The following is a 13,000-nucleotide window of genomic DNA, read 5'->3' as shown; positions in this document are numbered from 1 at the left end:
AGTAGAATACCCGCCAATTTGGCTTATCTCTATAATAATTGGTGTTTTTTAACTATTTGAGAATGATTATGTAGATAAACCAATTTAAGCTTAGCTGATTGGAGTTGAGTGATTAGGGATTATTTAAGGCTTTGCCTTTTTAATCATCATTGGAACTAATGTTGTTTATACAGAGGAGTTGAGAATGTTGGACGTTGTTGACCTTTCTCGCTTGCAGTTTGCTTTAACTGCGTTGTATCACTTCATTTTCGTGCCGCTGACATTAGGTTTGTCATTCGTCCTTGTGATTATGGAAACCATTTATGTGGCGACAGGCAAAGAAGTTTATAAAGATATGACAAGATTCTGGGGTAAGTTATTTGGTATTAACTTCGCCCTTGGGGTGACCACAGGTATCATTATGGAATTCCAATTCGGTACTAACTGGTCTTATTATTCTCATTATGTAGGTGATATTTTTGGTGCGCCATTAGCGATTGAAGCGTTACTAGCCTTTTTCTTAGAATCAACTTTTGTGGGGTTATTCTTCTTTGGTTGGGATCGTTTAACTAAAGGTAAACACTTACTTGCTACATATTGTGTAGCTTTCGGTTCGAACTTATCTGCAATGTGGATTTTAGTTGCTAATGGTTGGATGCAGTCTCCAGCTGGCTCAGAATTTAATTTTGAGACAGTACGTATGGAAATGACGAGCTTCTTAGATCTTTGGTTAAATCCAGTTGCGCAAAGTAAATTCTTACACACATTAACAGCAGGTTATACAACCGGTGCAATGTTTGTATTAGGTATCAGCGCATTCTATTTATTAAAAGGTCGCGATATTGGTTTTGCTAAACGTTCATTCTCTGTCGCGGCAACATTTGGTTTTATTGCTGCATCAGCTGTATTAATTATGGGTGATGAATCAGGTTATGACATCGGTAAAGCACAACCTGTGAAATTGGCTGCAATGGAAGCTGAGTTTGATACTCATGCAGCTCCAGCACCATTCCATCCAGTCGCAATCCCTAATTCGACAGAAATGAAAAATGATTTTGCGATTGAAATTCCTTATCTTGGTGGTTTAATTGCTACTCGCTCTGTAGATAAAGAAATTACTGGCTTGAAAGATCTTCAATTATTAAATGAAAATCGTGTACGTAACGGTATTCATGCTTATGAATTGTTTACTCAATTAAAGGCTGAGAAAAAAGCAAATGGCCAAGTAAATGAAGAAACAAAAGCACAATTTAATGAAGTTAAAAAAGATCTTGGTTTCGGTTTATTGTTAAAACGCTACACAAATAATATTGTTGATGCGACTGAGGAACAAATTAAACAAGCTGCGCGTGATACTATTCCAAATGTAGGTCCTAACTTCTGGGCTTTCCGTGGTATGTTAGCGGCTGGTGGTTTAATTATCTTATTAGCTTTCGGTGCATTTGTTCAGAATTTACGTAACAAAGTGACTTCTTCTCGCTTATTACTTAAAGCATTGCTTTGGAGTATTCCATTGCCATTCTTAGCGATTGAATTTGGTTGGTTCTTAGCTGAATTTGGTCGTCAACCATGGGCAATTTATGAAGTTTTACCTGTTGGGGTATCGGCGTCTCAGTTAAGTACTGGCGATTTATGGTTCTCTATTGGTTTAATTTGTGCGCTTTATCTTGCGTTCATTATTGTTGAGATGTATTTGATGTTTAAATATGCGCGTTTGGGTCCTAGTGCGTTAAAAACCGGCAAATACTACTTTGAACAATCATCTAAATAAGCAGGAGATGAATTATGATTGATTATGAATTTCTACGTTTTATTTGGTGGGTGTTAGTCGTTGTATTATTGATCGGTTTCTCTGTAACTGATGGATTTGATATGGGCGTGACTGCACTTTTACCTGTAACAGGTAAAAAAGAAGTGGAACGCCGTATTATGATCAACTCTATTGCCCCACATTGGGATGGTAACCAAGTTTGGTTGTTAACTGCAGGCGGCGCAGTATTTGCGGCATGGCCAATTGTATATGCAGTTTCATTCTCAGGTTTCTACATCGCTTTAGTATTGGTTTTAGCTGCGTTATTCTTACGCCCATTGGGTTTTGAATATCGTGCAAAAATTGATAACCCGACTTGGCGTTCTGTTTGGGATTGGGGACTATTCGCAGGTGGTTTTGTTCCAGCATTAGTATTTGGTGTGGCTTTTGGTAATTTATTACAAGGTGTTCCATTCCATTTCAACGAATTGACTCAAGTAACTTATACCGGTTCATTCTTTGAATTATTAAATCCATTTGCATTATTGTGTGGTGTTATTAGCTTATCAATGCTTGTAACTCACGGTGCGAACTGGTTACAAATGAAAACAACCGAAGAATTGCGTGATCGCGCTCGCTCAGTGAGCCAAATCGGTGCGATTGTCACTTTAATTGCGTTTGTATTAGCTGGAGCATGGTTATACTTTAAAGAGGGTTATGTAGTAACGAGTGTAGTGGATCATTACGCTCCATCTTCTCCAATGAATAAAGAAGTTGCTGTCGAAACTGGTGCATGGTTTAGAAATTTCAATGAAATGCCAATTCTTTGGATTTTCCCTGCATTAGCAGTAGTTGCTGCGCTATTAAATGCGGCATTTTCTAAAGCTAATCGTTGTGGTTTCGCATTCTTTTTCTCTGCATTAACAATGGCCGGTGTAATTATTACTGCTGCAGTATCTATGTTCCCATTTGTTATGCCTTCAAGCTCACACCCTGAACAGAGTTTGTTAATGTGGGATGCAACTTCAAGTGAATTAACATTAACGTTAATGTTGATTTTTGCACTTATCTTTGTGGCTATTTCTTTAGCTTATACTATTTGGTCTTATGCGAAGATGTTTGGCCGCTTAGATGCGAATTTCATTGATGAAAATAAACACTCATTATACTAAGGAGATTAATATGTTATATGTAATTTGGGTAGTGGGTGTGTTATTAGCTATATTTGCCAGTGCAAAATTAACCATTGGCAAAGAAAAAGCAGGAAAATTTGACGAGTAATATGATTCATTCACTCTATCAATTAATTAATAAGGGTTCGTTTCGAACCCTTTCATTTATTTTAGCGCTAGGACTAACAGCCGTATTTTTCCTTAATATTGATAATTTTTCAACGTTGTTACGAAATGATTCTCCTTGGTGGATTTTGATGATCTTTTGGGGATTGATTACGGTTTGGATTCATGGAATCGGATTTGAAATTAAAAGCGTAATTTGGAAACTAATTTTCTTACCTTATATCGCTTATATCATTATATTGATTAGTGCTGTAGAGCATTTTTATTTACGAGGATGATTTTTTTCTTCGGCGTATTGCTTATCTAAAAAACAGGTTCTAAAATATCCGACCTATTGCGGTGGGCAAAGCTTAATAATGTCAGAAAAAACCTTCCATCTTCCCGTTCGAGTATATTATGAAGATACTGATGCTGGTGGCGTTGTGTATCATGCTCGTTATTTGCATTTTTTTGAGCGGGCTAGAACAGAATATTTGCGAGCGTTAAATTTTACGCAGCAAACTTTATTACAAGAACAACAACTTGCGTTTGTTGTCAAATCGCTCGCTATTGATTATTGCGTTGCGGCAAAATTGGATGATTTACTCACGGTAGAAACAGATGTCATAGAGATAAAAGGTGCAACAATCCTTTTTGAGCAACGACTTATGCGTGATACGGTGATGTTATCAAAGGCTACAGTCAAGGTAGCCAGTGTTTATCTTGGCAATATGAAACCCGTGGCTCTTCCTAAAGAAGTAAAAGCTGCGTTTTACAACCTAAAATAAACTTTTCGGAGTATGCAATGACTGCAGAATTGAATTTTTTAGATCTTTTTCTAAAAGCAAGTATTGTTGTTCAACTTGTAATTGTGATTTTGATTTCATTCTCAATTATTTCTTGGGCAATTATTATTCAACGTAGCCGAGTTTTAACGGCTGCTTTAAAAGAAGCGAATACTTTTGAAGACCGTTTCTGGTCTGGTGAAGATTTGAATAAGCTATATGAAGGATTATCAAATCGTCGTGATATTTTAACTGGTAGTGAGCAAATTTTCTTTGTTGGTTTCAAAGAGTTTTCTCGCTTGAAACAAGTGAATCCTGATGCGCCTGAGGCGATTATTAAAGGAACCACGCGAGCAATGAATCTTACAATGAATCGTGAAGTTGAAAGCCTTGAAAGCCGCGTACCATTTTTGGCTACAGTAGCTTCTGTTAGCCCTTATATTGGTTTATTCGGAACTGTTTGGGGTATCATGCACGCTTTTATGGCATTAAGTGGTGCCAAGCAAGCAACTTTACAAATGGTTGCTCCTGGTATCGCCGAGGCATTGATTGCTACTGCAATCGGTTTATTTGCTGCGATTCCAGCTGTAATGGCTTATAACCGTTTAAGTTTACGCGTGAATGCTATCGAACAGAATTACGGTAACTTTATTGATGAATTTACGACGATTTTACATCGCCAAGCTTTCGGCAAAGCACCACACTAAAATATAGAAAAAATACACCGCACTCTTTCGTTAAGTGCGGTGAAAAATAAGAGAGATTTGAATTATGGCTCGTCGTCAGCGTAAAGATATTAAATCTGAAATTAATATTGTCCCGTTTTTGGATGTATTGTTAGTGCTTGTGTTGATCTTTATGGCAACAGCACCAATTATTAGCCAAAGCGTACAAGTGGAATTGCCGGATTCAGTACAAAGTCAAAATGTATCTAATGAAGATAAAGTGCCGGTAATTCTTGAAGTTTCAGGAATTGGACAATATGCGATTTCTATTGGCGGAGAACGTCAAGAAGGGTTAACGGAAGAAATGGTGACACAGTTATCTCGACAAGAATTTGATAAAGATAATAACACACTATTTTTAGTAGGTGGAGCTAAGGAAGTTCCCTATGAAGAAGTGATTAAAGCACTTAATCTACTCCACCTTGCTGGAATTAAATCTGTTGGTTTAATGACAAACCCAATTTAACTAAGTAGGTAACCGTGCAAAATAATCGACAAAAAAAAGGCGCAAATGCATTTGTTATTTCTATAGTGATGCACCTTGTTTTGTTTGGATTGTTGATTGTCAGCTCTTTCTACCATACAGTTGAAATTATGGGTGGTGGTGAAGGTGATGGTGATGCAATGGGGGCAGTAATGGTCGATACTGGCTCTGCAGCGCAAGAATGGGGTAGGATTCAACAACAGAAAAAAGGGAAAGCGGATAAACAAAAACGCCCAGAACCCGTTGTTGAAGAAAAACCGCCACAACCTAATCAAGAAGAGATTAAGCGTCAACAGGAAGTTCAACGACAAGAAGAGTTAAAACGTCAGCAAGAACAGCAACGTCAGCAAGAAATAAAAAAACAACAAGAGCAAGCTCGTCAAGAAGCGTTGGAAAAACAGAAGCAAGTTGAAGAGGCTAAAGCTAAACAGGCGGCTGAAGCTGCAAAATTAAAAGCAGATGCAGAGGCTAAACGTTTAGCTGCAGCAGCAAAACAAGCTGAAGAGGAGGCTAAAGCTAAAGCGGCAGAACTTGCAGCACAAAAAGCAAAACAAGAAGCAGAAGCCAAGGCAAAAGCTGAAGCCGCTGCTAAAGCAAAAGCTGAGGCTAAAGCGAAAGCAGAAGCTGATGCAAAAGCTAAAGCCGCTGCTGATGCTAAAGCAAAAGCTGATGCAGAAGCTAAAGCTGCGGCAGAGTCGAAAGCTAAGGCTGCTGCAGATGCTAAAGCTAAAGCGAATGCAGCAAAACGAAAAGCGGACCAAGCCAGTTTAGATGATTTCTTAAATGGCGGAGATATTGGTGGCGGTAGTGCATCTAAAGGCGGAAATGCAAATAAAGGTGGAACTCAAGGTAGCGGCGCAGCGCTTGGTTCTGGCGATGGTGGCAAAGTAGGAGATCAATACGCAGGAGTGATTAAGAAAGAGATTCAACGTCGTTTCTTAAAAGATCCAAGTTTTGCAGGAAAAGTTTGTCGTATTAAAATTCAATTGAGTCGAGATGGAACAATCTTGGGATATCAAAAAATTTCAGGTCCTGATGATATTTGTACAGCAGCATTAAGTGCGGTGGCTAGAACGAAAAAAGTTCCAGCAGCTCCATCGGATGATATCTATGAGAAATATAAATCGCCAATTATTGACTTTGATATTCGATAATTCTTTAGAAAAATTTATTGTTAAATTTTAAAGGTAACAAAATGAAATTATTAAAACGTTTAGTGAGCGTATTAGCGATTGTACTTGCTGTTGCAAGCTATGCATTCGCAGATGATGAAGTTCGCATTGTAATTGATGAAGGGGTTGATGGTGCACGTCCTATAGCTGTTGTGCCGTTTGCCGGATCTGCACCGGAAGATATTAGCAAAATTGTTGCTGATGATTTACGTAACAGTGGTAAATTTAATCCTATTGCGGTGTCTCAGATGCCCCAACGTCCAACTTCAGCAGCTGAAGTAAATCCTGAAGCTTGGTCTAATATTGGCATTGACGCAATTGTGGTCGGACAAGTTGTTCCATCTGGTAATGGTTATAGTATTACTTATCAATTAATTGATACCGTTGGTGCATCAGGTACGCCAGGGGCTGTATTAATGCAAAATAGCTATACAGTGACAAATAAATGGTTACGCTATGGTGCTCATACTGTTAGTGATGAAGTGTTTGAAAAATTAACTGCGATCCGTGGTGCCTTTAGAACTCGTATCGCTTATGTTGTGCAAAAAAATGGCGGTTCACAACCCTATGAAGTGCGTGTTGCAGACTACGATGGCTATAATCAATTTATCGTAAATCGTAGCTCTCAACCAATCATGTCACCAGCTTGGTCTCCAGATGGTCAACGTTTAGCGTATGTATCTTTTGAAAATAAAAAATCACAACTTGTTGTACAAGATTTAAATTCTGGTGCTCGCAAAGTGGTGGCTTCTTTCCCTGGACATAATGGTGCTCCTGCATTCTCTCCAGATGGTTCACGTTTAGCCTTCGCCTCTTCACAGGATGGCTCATTAAATATTTACGTGATGAGTTCTCACGGCGGTGCTCCGGCTCAATTAACTCGTGGTGCAGGTAATAATACAGAACCATCTTGGTCTCCGGACGGTAGCTCAATTTTATTTACATCCGATAGAAGTGGTTCACCACAAGTTTATCGTATGAGTGCAAACGGTGGTGGTGCAACACCGGTTGGTGGTCGCGGTAGTGCACAAATTAGCGCTGATGGCAAAACCCTTGTGATGATTAATGGAAACAATAATGTTGTTAAACAAGATCTCACATCTGGTGCATCAGAAGTACTTAGTACGTCTTTCTTAGGCGAAAGTCCAAGTCTTTCACCAAATGGAATTATGATTATTTATAGCTCTACACAAGGCTTAGGAAAGGTGCTACAATTAGTTTCTGCAGATGGTCGCTTCAAAGCGAGCCTTCCAGGAAGTAATGGCCAAGTGAAATTTCCTGCTTGGTCGCCATACTTAACTAAATAAATAAAACTCATTGAGGAGAAATCTAATGAACAAATTTGTTAAATCATTATTAGTTGCAGGTTCTGTAGCTGCATTAGCTGCTTGTAGTTCATCTAACAACGATGCTGCAGGCAATGGTGCAGGCCAAACTTTTGGCGGTTACTCTGTTTCTGATCTTCAACAACGTTACAACACCGTATATTTCGGTTTTGACAAATACAACATCGAAGGTGAATACGTTCAAATCTTAGATGCACACGCAGCATATTTAAATGCAACTCCAGCTGCTAAAGTATTAGTAGAAGGTAACACTGACGAACGCGGTACACCAGAATACAACATCGCGTTAGGTCAACGTCGTGCAGATGCAGTTAAAGGTTATTTAGCTGGTAAAGGTGTTGATGCTGGTAAATTAGGCACAGTATCTTACGGTGAAGAAAAACCTGCAGTATTAGGTCACGATGAAGCTGCATATTCTAAAAACCGTCGTGCAGTGTTAGCATACTAATTCTTAGTATTTCTAATACTTGAAAAACAGGATCCATTTTATTGGATCCTGTTTTGTTTTCATCGTTTGTAATTTAATCAATTAGTTTGAAAGAATGAATTTATTCTTTTGATTCTAAAATAAATGCGCTATCATTAATTCATCAACACAGTGGGTCGTTAGCTCAGTCGGTAGAGCAGCGGACTTTTAATCCGTTGGTCGAAGGTTCGAATCCTTCACGACCCACCACTCTCTGATTTAGTTGTCCAGTTGGGTTGTTAGCTCAGTTGGTAGAGCAGCGGACTCTTAATCCGTCGGTCGAGAGTTCGAGCCTCTCACAACCCACCATTTTTATTTTTATTATTCATCTCTAATATTTTAAATTTCTTTAATTTGCTTAAATTCTTGACTATTTTTAGCGGTTATTGTGGTAGAATATCCTTAAATTTTAGTCGGACATCATTATGTTGGAAAATATTCGTATTGTTTTAATTGAGACTTCGCATAGCGGTAATATTGGTTCTGCTGCTAGAGCAATGAAAACAATGGGATTGACCCAGCTTTGTCTTGTTTCACCAAAATCCGTTGATGAACAATCTTATGCTCTTTCAGCTGGCGCAGAAGATATTGTAAAAAATGCTAGAGTTGTCGATAGTTTTGATGAAGCTGTCAATGATTGCTCTTTAGTGATTGGAACAAGTGCTCGTTTACGTCATTTGCAAAGTACCTTGATCGAGCCTCGAGAATGCGCGGAGAAAGTTGTAGCGCATGAAGGCAAGATAGCTATTGTGTTTGGTCGTGAACGCATTGGATTAACGAATGAAGAATTGTTGAAATGTCATTACCATTTGAATATCCCAGCTAATCCTGATTATTCTTCTTTAAATTTGGCAATGGCGGTACAGTTGGTAAGCTATGAATTGCGCATGGCATTTTTAGCTAAAGATAAGAAGGAAAATTCACTTTCTTTAATAGAACAAAACTATCCAACAGCAGAACAACTCGCTTATTTTTTTGAGCACACGGAACGTGTATATCAATCACTCGGATTCATTCAAAATCAAGGTGTTATGCAAAAATTAAAGCGTTTATATTATCGCGCTCAACTTGAAAAAAATGAATTAAATATTTTAAATGGCATGCTAAGTGCGGTCGAAAAACGGATTGATCTTGATTTAGATTAATTGACTGATTTAGTAGGATATGTAAATATTGCAACATCACTTTTTAGGAACACTTTATGAAACTTACATCGAAAGGTCGTTATGCAGTCACTGCGGTTTTAGATATCGCTTTAAATGCAGAAAAAGGTCCTGTGAGCCTTGCAGATATTTCTGAACGTCAACATATTTCGTTATCTTATTTAGAACAACTTTTTGCTAAATTACGTCGTGATGGATTAGTAAAAAGTGTTCGTGGACCTGGTGGTGGGTATCAGCTAGGTTTACCAAGTGATCAAATTTCAGTGGGAATGATTATTTCAGCGGTAAATGAAAATATTCATGTGACAAAATGTCTTGGTCGTGGAAATTGTCAAAATGGCGTAGAATGTTTAACTCATACATTGTGGGAAGATCTGAGTAATCGCATTGAAAGTTTTCTCAATGAAATTACTTTGGCTGAATTGGTGAGTAAACGTGAGTCAAAACGCCAAACTCATAGCGATTTTGAGAATTTATTAATTGTTAATCAATAAAGGAAAGTAGTCCGTACAGTGCAAAATGCATTAAAGTGCGGTCAAATTTAGAATGATTTAGGAGTGAAAAATGAAATTACCTATTTATTTAGATTATGCAGCAACTTGTCCTGTGGACGAGCGTGTTGCGAAAAAAATGATGGAATTTTTAACCATTGACGGTACATTCGGTAACCCAGCTTCTCGCTCGCATAAATTTGGTTGGCAAGCAGAAGAAGCGGTTGATGTGGCTCGTAATCAAATTGCGGATCTTATTGGTGCTGATTCTCGTGAAATTGTGTTTACTTCTGGTGCGACAGAATCAGATAACCTTGCAATTAAAGGTGCTGCGCATTTTTACCAAACTAAAGGTAAGCATATCATCACTTGCAAAACTGAGCATAAAGCCGTATTAGATACTTGTCGTCAATTAGAACGTGAAGGTTTTGAAGTGACTTATTTATCACCCGAGTCTGATGGTTTAATTGATTTAGAGAAATTTAAAGCCGCACTTCGTCCCGATACTATTTTAGTTTCAATTATGCATGCCAATAATGAAATTGGCGTGTTGCAAGATATTAAAGCTATTGGTGAGCTTTGTCGTGCAAATAAAACGATTTTCCACGTGGATGCAACTCAAAGTGTGGGCAAAGTTGCGATTAACTTGGAAGAGCTGCCAGTTGATTTATTATCTATGTCTAGCCATAAACTTTATGGGCCTAAAGGTATTGGTGCGTTATACGTTCGTCGTAAACCACGTATTCGTTTAGAAGCGATTATTCATGGCGGCGGTCATGAGCGCGGAATGCGTTCAGGTACATTGCCTGTCCACCAAATCGTGGGAATGGGCGAGGCTTATCGAATTGCAAAAGAAGAAATGGCATCAGAAATGCCACGTTTAAAAGCTCTTCGTGATCGTTTATATAATGGCTTAAAAGATATTGAAGAAACCTACGTAAATGGCTCAATGGAGCACCGTTTAGATAGTAATTTAAATATTAGCTTTAACTATGTTGAAGGTGAATCTTTAATGATGGCATTGCGTGATATTGCTGTATCTTCTGGTTCTGCTTGTACATCAGCTAGCTTAGAGCCATCTTATGTGTTACGCGCACTTGGTTTAAATGATGAATTGGCACACAGTTCAATTCGTTTTACACTTGGCCGTTACACCACTGAAGAAGAAATTGATTACACTATTAATTTAGTAAAAGGTGCGGTAGAAAAACTTCGTGCATTATCGCCATTATGGGATATGTTTAAAGAAGGTATTGACCTTAGTACGATTGAGTGGTCAGCTCACTAGGATTTAACTGCTATTATTAAATGGCGTTTCTCAAGGATTTAAAAAAGGAAAGTTAAAATGGCTTATAGCGAAAAAGTAATCGATCATTATGAAAATCCGCGCAATGTGGGTTCTATGGATAAAAAAGATAGCAATGTTGGTACTGGCATGGTGGGGGCGCCAGCTTGTGGAGATGTAATGCAGTTACAAATTAAAGTAAATGATAACGGCATTATTGAAGATGCAAAATTCAAGACTTATGGTTGTGGTTCTGCTATTGCATCTAGCTCATTAATTACCGAGTGGGTGAAAGGTAAATCCTTAGAAGAAGCAGGCGCTATCAAAAATAGCCAAATTGCAGAAGAGTTAGAATTGCCACCAGTGAAAGTACACTGTTCTATTTTAGCAGAAGATGCAATTAAAGCGGCAATTGCTGATTATAAATCCAAAAAAGGCGAATAATATGAAAAAGTGCGGTCGGTTTTGACCGCACTTTTAGTGGTTTTGGGGGATATATGAGTATTACATTAACAGAAAAAGCCGCTCAACGAGTGAAAGCTTTTTTGGATAATCGTGGTAAAGGTATTGGTCTACGTTTAGGTGTGAAAACATCAGGCTGTTCTGGCTTAGCTTATGTGCTTGAGTTTGTTGATGTCTTAAATGAAGAAGATCAAGTTTTTGAACAGCACGGTGTGAATATTATTGTTGATCCAAAAAGCTTAGTTTATCTCAATGGTATTGAATTGGATTATGTGAAAGAAGGCTTGAATGAAGGCTTTAAATACAATAATCCAAATGTAAAAGAATCTTGTGGCTGTGGCGAAAGTTTCCATGTTTAAGGTAATAATCTAATGTTAAATCCTTTTCAAATTTTTGATTTACCCGTTGATTTTCAGTTAGATGAGAAGGCGCTAAATATACGTTATTTAGAATTACAAAAGGCGCTGCATCCAGATAATTTTGTATCAAGCAGTGCGTTAGAACAACGCGTTGCGATGCAAAAATCTACCGAAGTGAATGATGCCTTAAAAACGTTAAAAGACCCAATTTTGCGAGCAGAAGCTATCATTGCGCTTAATACTGGTGAACAGATAGATCTTGAACAAAAAAGTACGCAAGATGTGGCGTTTTTAATGCAACAGTTACAGTGGCGAGAACAATTAGAAGAACTTGAACATCAGAAAGATGAAGAAGCATTAAACGCTTTTGCAAAAGAAATTAAACAAGAAACTCAGTCATTATTAACCGCACTTTCGGAGAGTCTGAAATCCCAACAATGGACGAAAGCATCTCAACAGTGTGATAAATTACGTTTTACTCGTAAGCTTTCTGAAGAAATTGAACGTGTAGAAGAACGCCTTGTTGAACTGTAATAGATCTATATCTCAATATCCCTTGATATTATGCAAACTCTCGAACAACTAATCTCTCCAGAAAATTCTGCTTGGCCTATACTTTCCCAATGGATTGAAAGTGCACGTAATCATTGTTATGTCATTAAAAAAGATCAATCAAGTGCAGAACGTGAACTTTTTACCATGCAAATGCCAACATCATCACCAATGGGGGCAGTGATTTATGAAACAGGTGGAATTTTAATTCATCATGGTTGGTTGCGTATTTTAGGTTCAGGAAGTTTTAAATTACCGCGTGGATTGATGGATTGGAATTTTAGTAAGTCTTTTAGTGAGTCTGGTGAAAAACCAAAATATTTATTGGTTGCAGATGATGTGATAGGCGGTTACTTTGCATTAAATGGTGGTTCGTTAGGCGATAACCTTGGCAAAATTTATTACTTTTCACCAAAAGATCTCACTTGGCATAATTTAAATTTTACTTATACAGAATTTTTAGCTTGGGCATTGAATGGTGATTTAGAGGCTTTTTATCAAGGTCTATTTTGGCAAAATTGGCAAGATGATGTAAAACAATTGGATGGTAATCAAATTTTTATATTCTCGCCTGACTTAAGCGAAGAGAGAAAAATAGCGATTGATGAACGTCAAAAACACGAAGTCAATATTGAAACACATTACCAAGCAAGCTTTGCAGAAAAAAATAAATTTGATTTGGCGTATTCCGTCGCATAACCAGT

The 13,000-nt window shown here is 37.9% G+C and carries 16 protein-coding genes and 2 tRNA genes; all 18 read left to right on the top strand.

What is annotated here, in order from left to right; genetic code table 11:
- The first annotated feature begins 184 nt into the window (after positions 1 to 184).
- Complete coding sequence (locus tag DV428_RS08520; RefSeq protein ID WP_114909404.1) at positions 185 to 1,750, top strand: cytochrome ubiquinol oxidase subunit I; 1,566 nt, start codon at positions 185 to 187, stop codon at positions 1,748 to 1,750.
- Between the two features lie 14 nt (positions 1,751 to 1,764).
- The gene (cydB, locus tag DV428_RS08515; protein ID WP_114909403.1) at positions 1,765 to 2,901 is read left to right on the top strand and encodes a cytochrome d ubiquinol oxidase subunit II; all 1,137 of its coding nucleotides are present in this window, start codon (positions 1,765 to 1,767) and stop codon (positions 2,899 to 2,901) included.
- A 110-nt stretch (positions 2,902 to 3,011) separates the two neighbouring features.
- On the top strand, positions 3,012 to 3,305 hold the full coding sequence (gene ybgE / locus DV428_RS08510) for a cyd operon protein YbgE (protein ID WP_114909402.1): 294 nt from the start codon (positions 3,012 to 3,014) through the stop codon (positions 3,303 to 3,305).
- A 78-nt stretch (positions 3,306 to 3,383) separates the two neighbouring features.
- Positions 3,384 to 3,794, top strand: a complete 411-nt coding sequence (gene ybgC, locus DV428_RS08505; RefSeq protein ID WP_114909401.1) for a tol-pal system-associated acyl-CoA thioesterase — start codon at positions 3,384 to 3,386, stop codon at positions 3,792 to 3,794.
- A 17-nt stretch (positions 3,795 to 3,811) separates the two neighbouring features.
- Positions 3,812 to 4,498, top strand: a complete 687-nt coding sequence (tolQ, locus tag DV428_RS08500; protein WP_005626973.1) for a protein TolQ — start codon at positions 3,812 to 3,814, stop codon at positions 4,496 to 4,498.
- 64 nt (positions 4,499 to 4,562) lie between these two features.
- Entirely contained in the window at positions 4,563 to 4,982 is a 420-nt protein-coding gene (gene tolR / locus DV428_RS08495) for a colicin uptake protein TolR (RefSeq protein WP_005634116.1), read from the top strand.
- 14 nt (positions 4,983 to 4,996) lie between these two features.
- Positions 4,997 to 6,154, top strand: coding sequence for a cell envelope integrity protein TolA (tolA, locus tag DV428_RS08490; RefSeq protein WP_114909400.1), 1,158 nt, complete (start codon positions 4,997 to 4,999; stop codon positions 6,152 to 6,154).
- A gap of 41 nt (positions 6,155 to 6,195) precedes the next feature.
- On the top strand, positions 6,196 to 7,479 hold the full coding sequence (gene tolB, locus DV428_RS08485) for a Tol-Pal system beta propeller repeat protein TolB (RefSeq protein ID WP_114909399.1): 1,284 nt from the start codon (positions 6,196 to 6,198) through the stop codon (positions 7,477 to 7,479).
- 25 nt (positions 7,480 to 7,504) lie between these two features.
- Positions 7,505 to 7,966, top strand: a complete 462-nt coding sequence (gene pal / locus DV428_RS08480; RefSeq protein WP_005626966.1) for a peptidoglycan-associated lipoprotein Pal — start codon at positions 7,505 to 7,507, stop codon at positions 7,964 to 7,966.
- Positions 7,967 to 8,118: 152 nt separating this feature from the next.
- Positions 8,119 to 8,194: transfer RNA gene (locus DV428_RS08475), tRNA-Lys, on the top strand.
- A 23-nt stretch (positions 8,195 to 8,217) separates the two neighbouring features.
- Positions 8,218 to 8,293 (top strand) — tRNA-Lys (locus tag DV428_RS08470).
- Positions 8,294 to 8,409: 116 nt separating this feature from the next.
- Positions 8,410 to 9,129 (top strand): tRNA (cytosine(32)/uridine(32)-2'-O)-methyltransferase TrmJ, encoded by a 720-nt coding sequence (gene trmJ / locus DV428_RS08465; RefSeq protein ID WP_114909398.1) that lies wholly within the window; start codon positions 8,410 to 8,412, stop codon positions 9,127 to 9,129.
- A gap of 56 nt (positions 9,130 to 9,185) precedes the next feature.
- Positions 9,186 to 9,641, top strand: coding sequence for a Fe-S cluster assembly transcriptional regulator IscR (gene iscR / locus DV428_RS08460; RefSeq protein WP_005630093.1), 456 nt, complete (start codon positions 9,186 to 9,188; stop codon positions 9,639 to 9,641).
- Positions 9,642 to 9,711: 70 nt separating this feature from the next.
- Positions 9,712 to 10,926: an IscS subfamily cysteine desulfurase gene (locus tag DV428_RS08455; protein ID WP_005634106.1), complete on the top strand. Its 1,215-nt coding sequence runs from the start codon at positions 9,712 to 9,714 to the stop codon at positions 10,924 to 10,926.
- Positions 10,927 to 10,983: 57 nt separating this feature from the next.
- The gene (gene iscU, locus DV428_RS08450; RefSeq protein ID WP_005626962.1) at positions 10,984 to 11,367 is read left to right on the top strand and encodes a Fe-S cluster assembly scaffold IscU; all 384 of its coding nucleotides are present in this window, start codon (positions 10,984 to 10,986) and stop codon (positions 11,365 to 11,367) included.
- A gap of 53 nt (positions 11,368 to 11,420) precedes the next feature.
- A complete protein-coding gene (iscA, locus tag DV428_RS08445; RefSeq protein WP_005626961.1) occupies positions 11,421 to 11,744 on the top strand; it encodes an iron-sulfur cluster assembly protein IscA in 324 nt (107 codons plus the stop codon).
- A gap of 12 nt (positions 11,745 to 11,756) precedes the next feature.
- Positions 11,757 to 12,278 (top strand): Fe-S protein assembly co-chaperone HscB, encoded by a 522-nt coding sequence (gene hscB / locus DV428_RS08440; RefSeq protein ID WP_114909397.1) that lies wholly within the window; start codon positions 11,757 to 11,759, stop codon positions 12,276 to 12,278.
- A 30-nt stretch (positions 12,279 to 12,308) separates the two neighbouring features.
- Positions 12,309 to 12,995 (top strand): DUF2625 domain-containing protein, encoded by a 687-nt coding sequence (locus DV428_RS08435; RefSeq protein ID WP_114909396.1) that lies wholly within the window; start codon positions 12,309 to 12,311, stop codon positions 12,993 to 12,995.
- The last annotated feature ends 5 nt before the right edge of the window (positions 12,996 to 13,000 follow it).

The sequence above is a fragment of the Haemophilus haemolyticus genome (genome assembly GCF_003352385.1).
Classification (GTDB): domain Bacteria; phylum Pseudomonadota; class Gammaproteobacteria; order Enterobacterales; family Pasteurellaceae; genus Haemophilus; species Haemophilus haemolyticus_I.
The sequence above is the reverse complement of the archived record's forward strand: the minus strand, read 5'-3'. Positions and strand labels throughout refer to the sequence as shown.

What these genes read in the sequence shown, in the direction of transcription:
- DV428_RS08520 (WP_114909404.1), top strand. Translation starts at nt 185, where the DNA reads ATGTTGGACGTTGTTGACCTTTCTCGCTTGCAGTTTGCTTTAACTGCG.
- cydB (WP_114909403.1), top strand. Translation starts at nt 1,765, where the DNA reads ATGATTGATTATGAATTTCTACGTTTTATTTGGTGGGTGTTAGTCGTT.
- ybgE (WP_114909402.1), top strand. Translation starts at nt 3,012, where the DNA reads ATGATTCATTCACTCTATCAATTAATTAATAAGGGTTCGTTTCGAACC.
- ybgC (WP_114909401.1), top strand. Translation starts at nt 3,384, where the DNA reads ATGTCAGAAAAAACCTTCCATCTTCCCGTTCGAGTATATTATGAAGAT.
- tolQ (WP_005626973.1), top strand. Translation starts at nt 3,812, where the DNA reads ATGACTGCAGAATTGAATTTTTTAGATCTTTTTCTAAAAGCAAGTATT.
- tolR (WP_005634116.1), top strand. Translation starts at nt 4,563, where the DNA reads ATGGCTCGTCGTCAGCGTAAAGATATTAAATCTGAAATTAATATTGTC.
- tolB (WP_114909399.1), top strand. Translation starts at nt 6,196, where the DNA reads ATGAAATTATTAAAACGTTTAGTGAGCGTATTAGCGATTGTACTTGCT.
- pal (WP_005626966.1), top strand. Translation starts at nt 7,505, where the DNA reads ATGAACAAATTTGTTAAATCATTATTAGTTGCAGGTTCTGTAGCTGCA.
- trmJ (WP_114909398.1), top strand. Translation starts at nt 8,410, where the DNA reads ATGTTGGAAAATATTCGTATTGTTTTAATTGAGACTTCGCATAGCGGT.
- iscR (WP_005630093.1), top strand. Translation starts at nt 9,186, where the DNA reads ATGAAACTTACATCGAAAGGTCGTTATGCAGTCACTGCGGTTTTAGAT.
- DV428_RS08455 (WP_005634106.1), top strand. Translation starts at nt 9,712, where the DNA reads ATGAAATTACCTATTTATTTAGATTATGCAGCAACTTGTCCTGTGGAC.
- iscU (WP_005626962.1), top strand. Translation starts at nt 10,984, where the DNA reads ATGGCTTATAGCGAAAAAGTAATCGATCATTATGAAAATCCGCGCAAT.
- iscA (WP_005626961.1), top strand. Translation starts at nt 11,421, where the DNA reads ATGAGTATTACATTAACAGAAAAAGCCGCTCAACGAGTGAAAGCTTTT.
- hscB (WP_114909397.1), top strand. Translation starts at nt 11,757, where the DNA reads ATGTTAAATCCTTTTCAAATTTTTGATTTACCCGTTGATTTTCAGTTA.
- DV428_RS08435 (WP_114909396.1), top strand. Translation starts at nt 12,309, where the DNA reads ATGCAAACTCTCGAACAACTAATCTCTCCAGAAAATTCTGCTTGGCCT.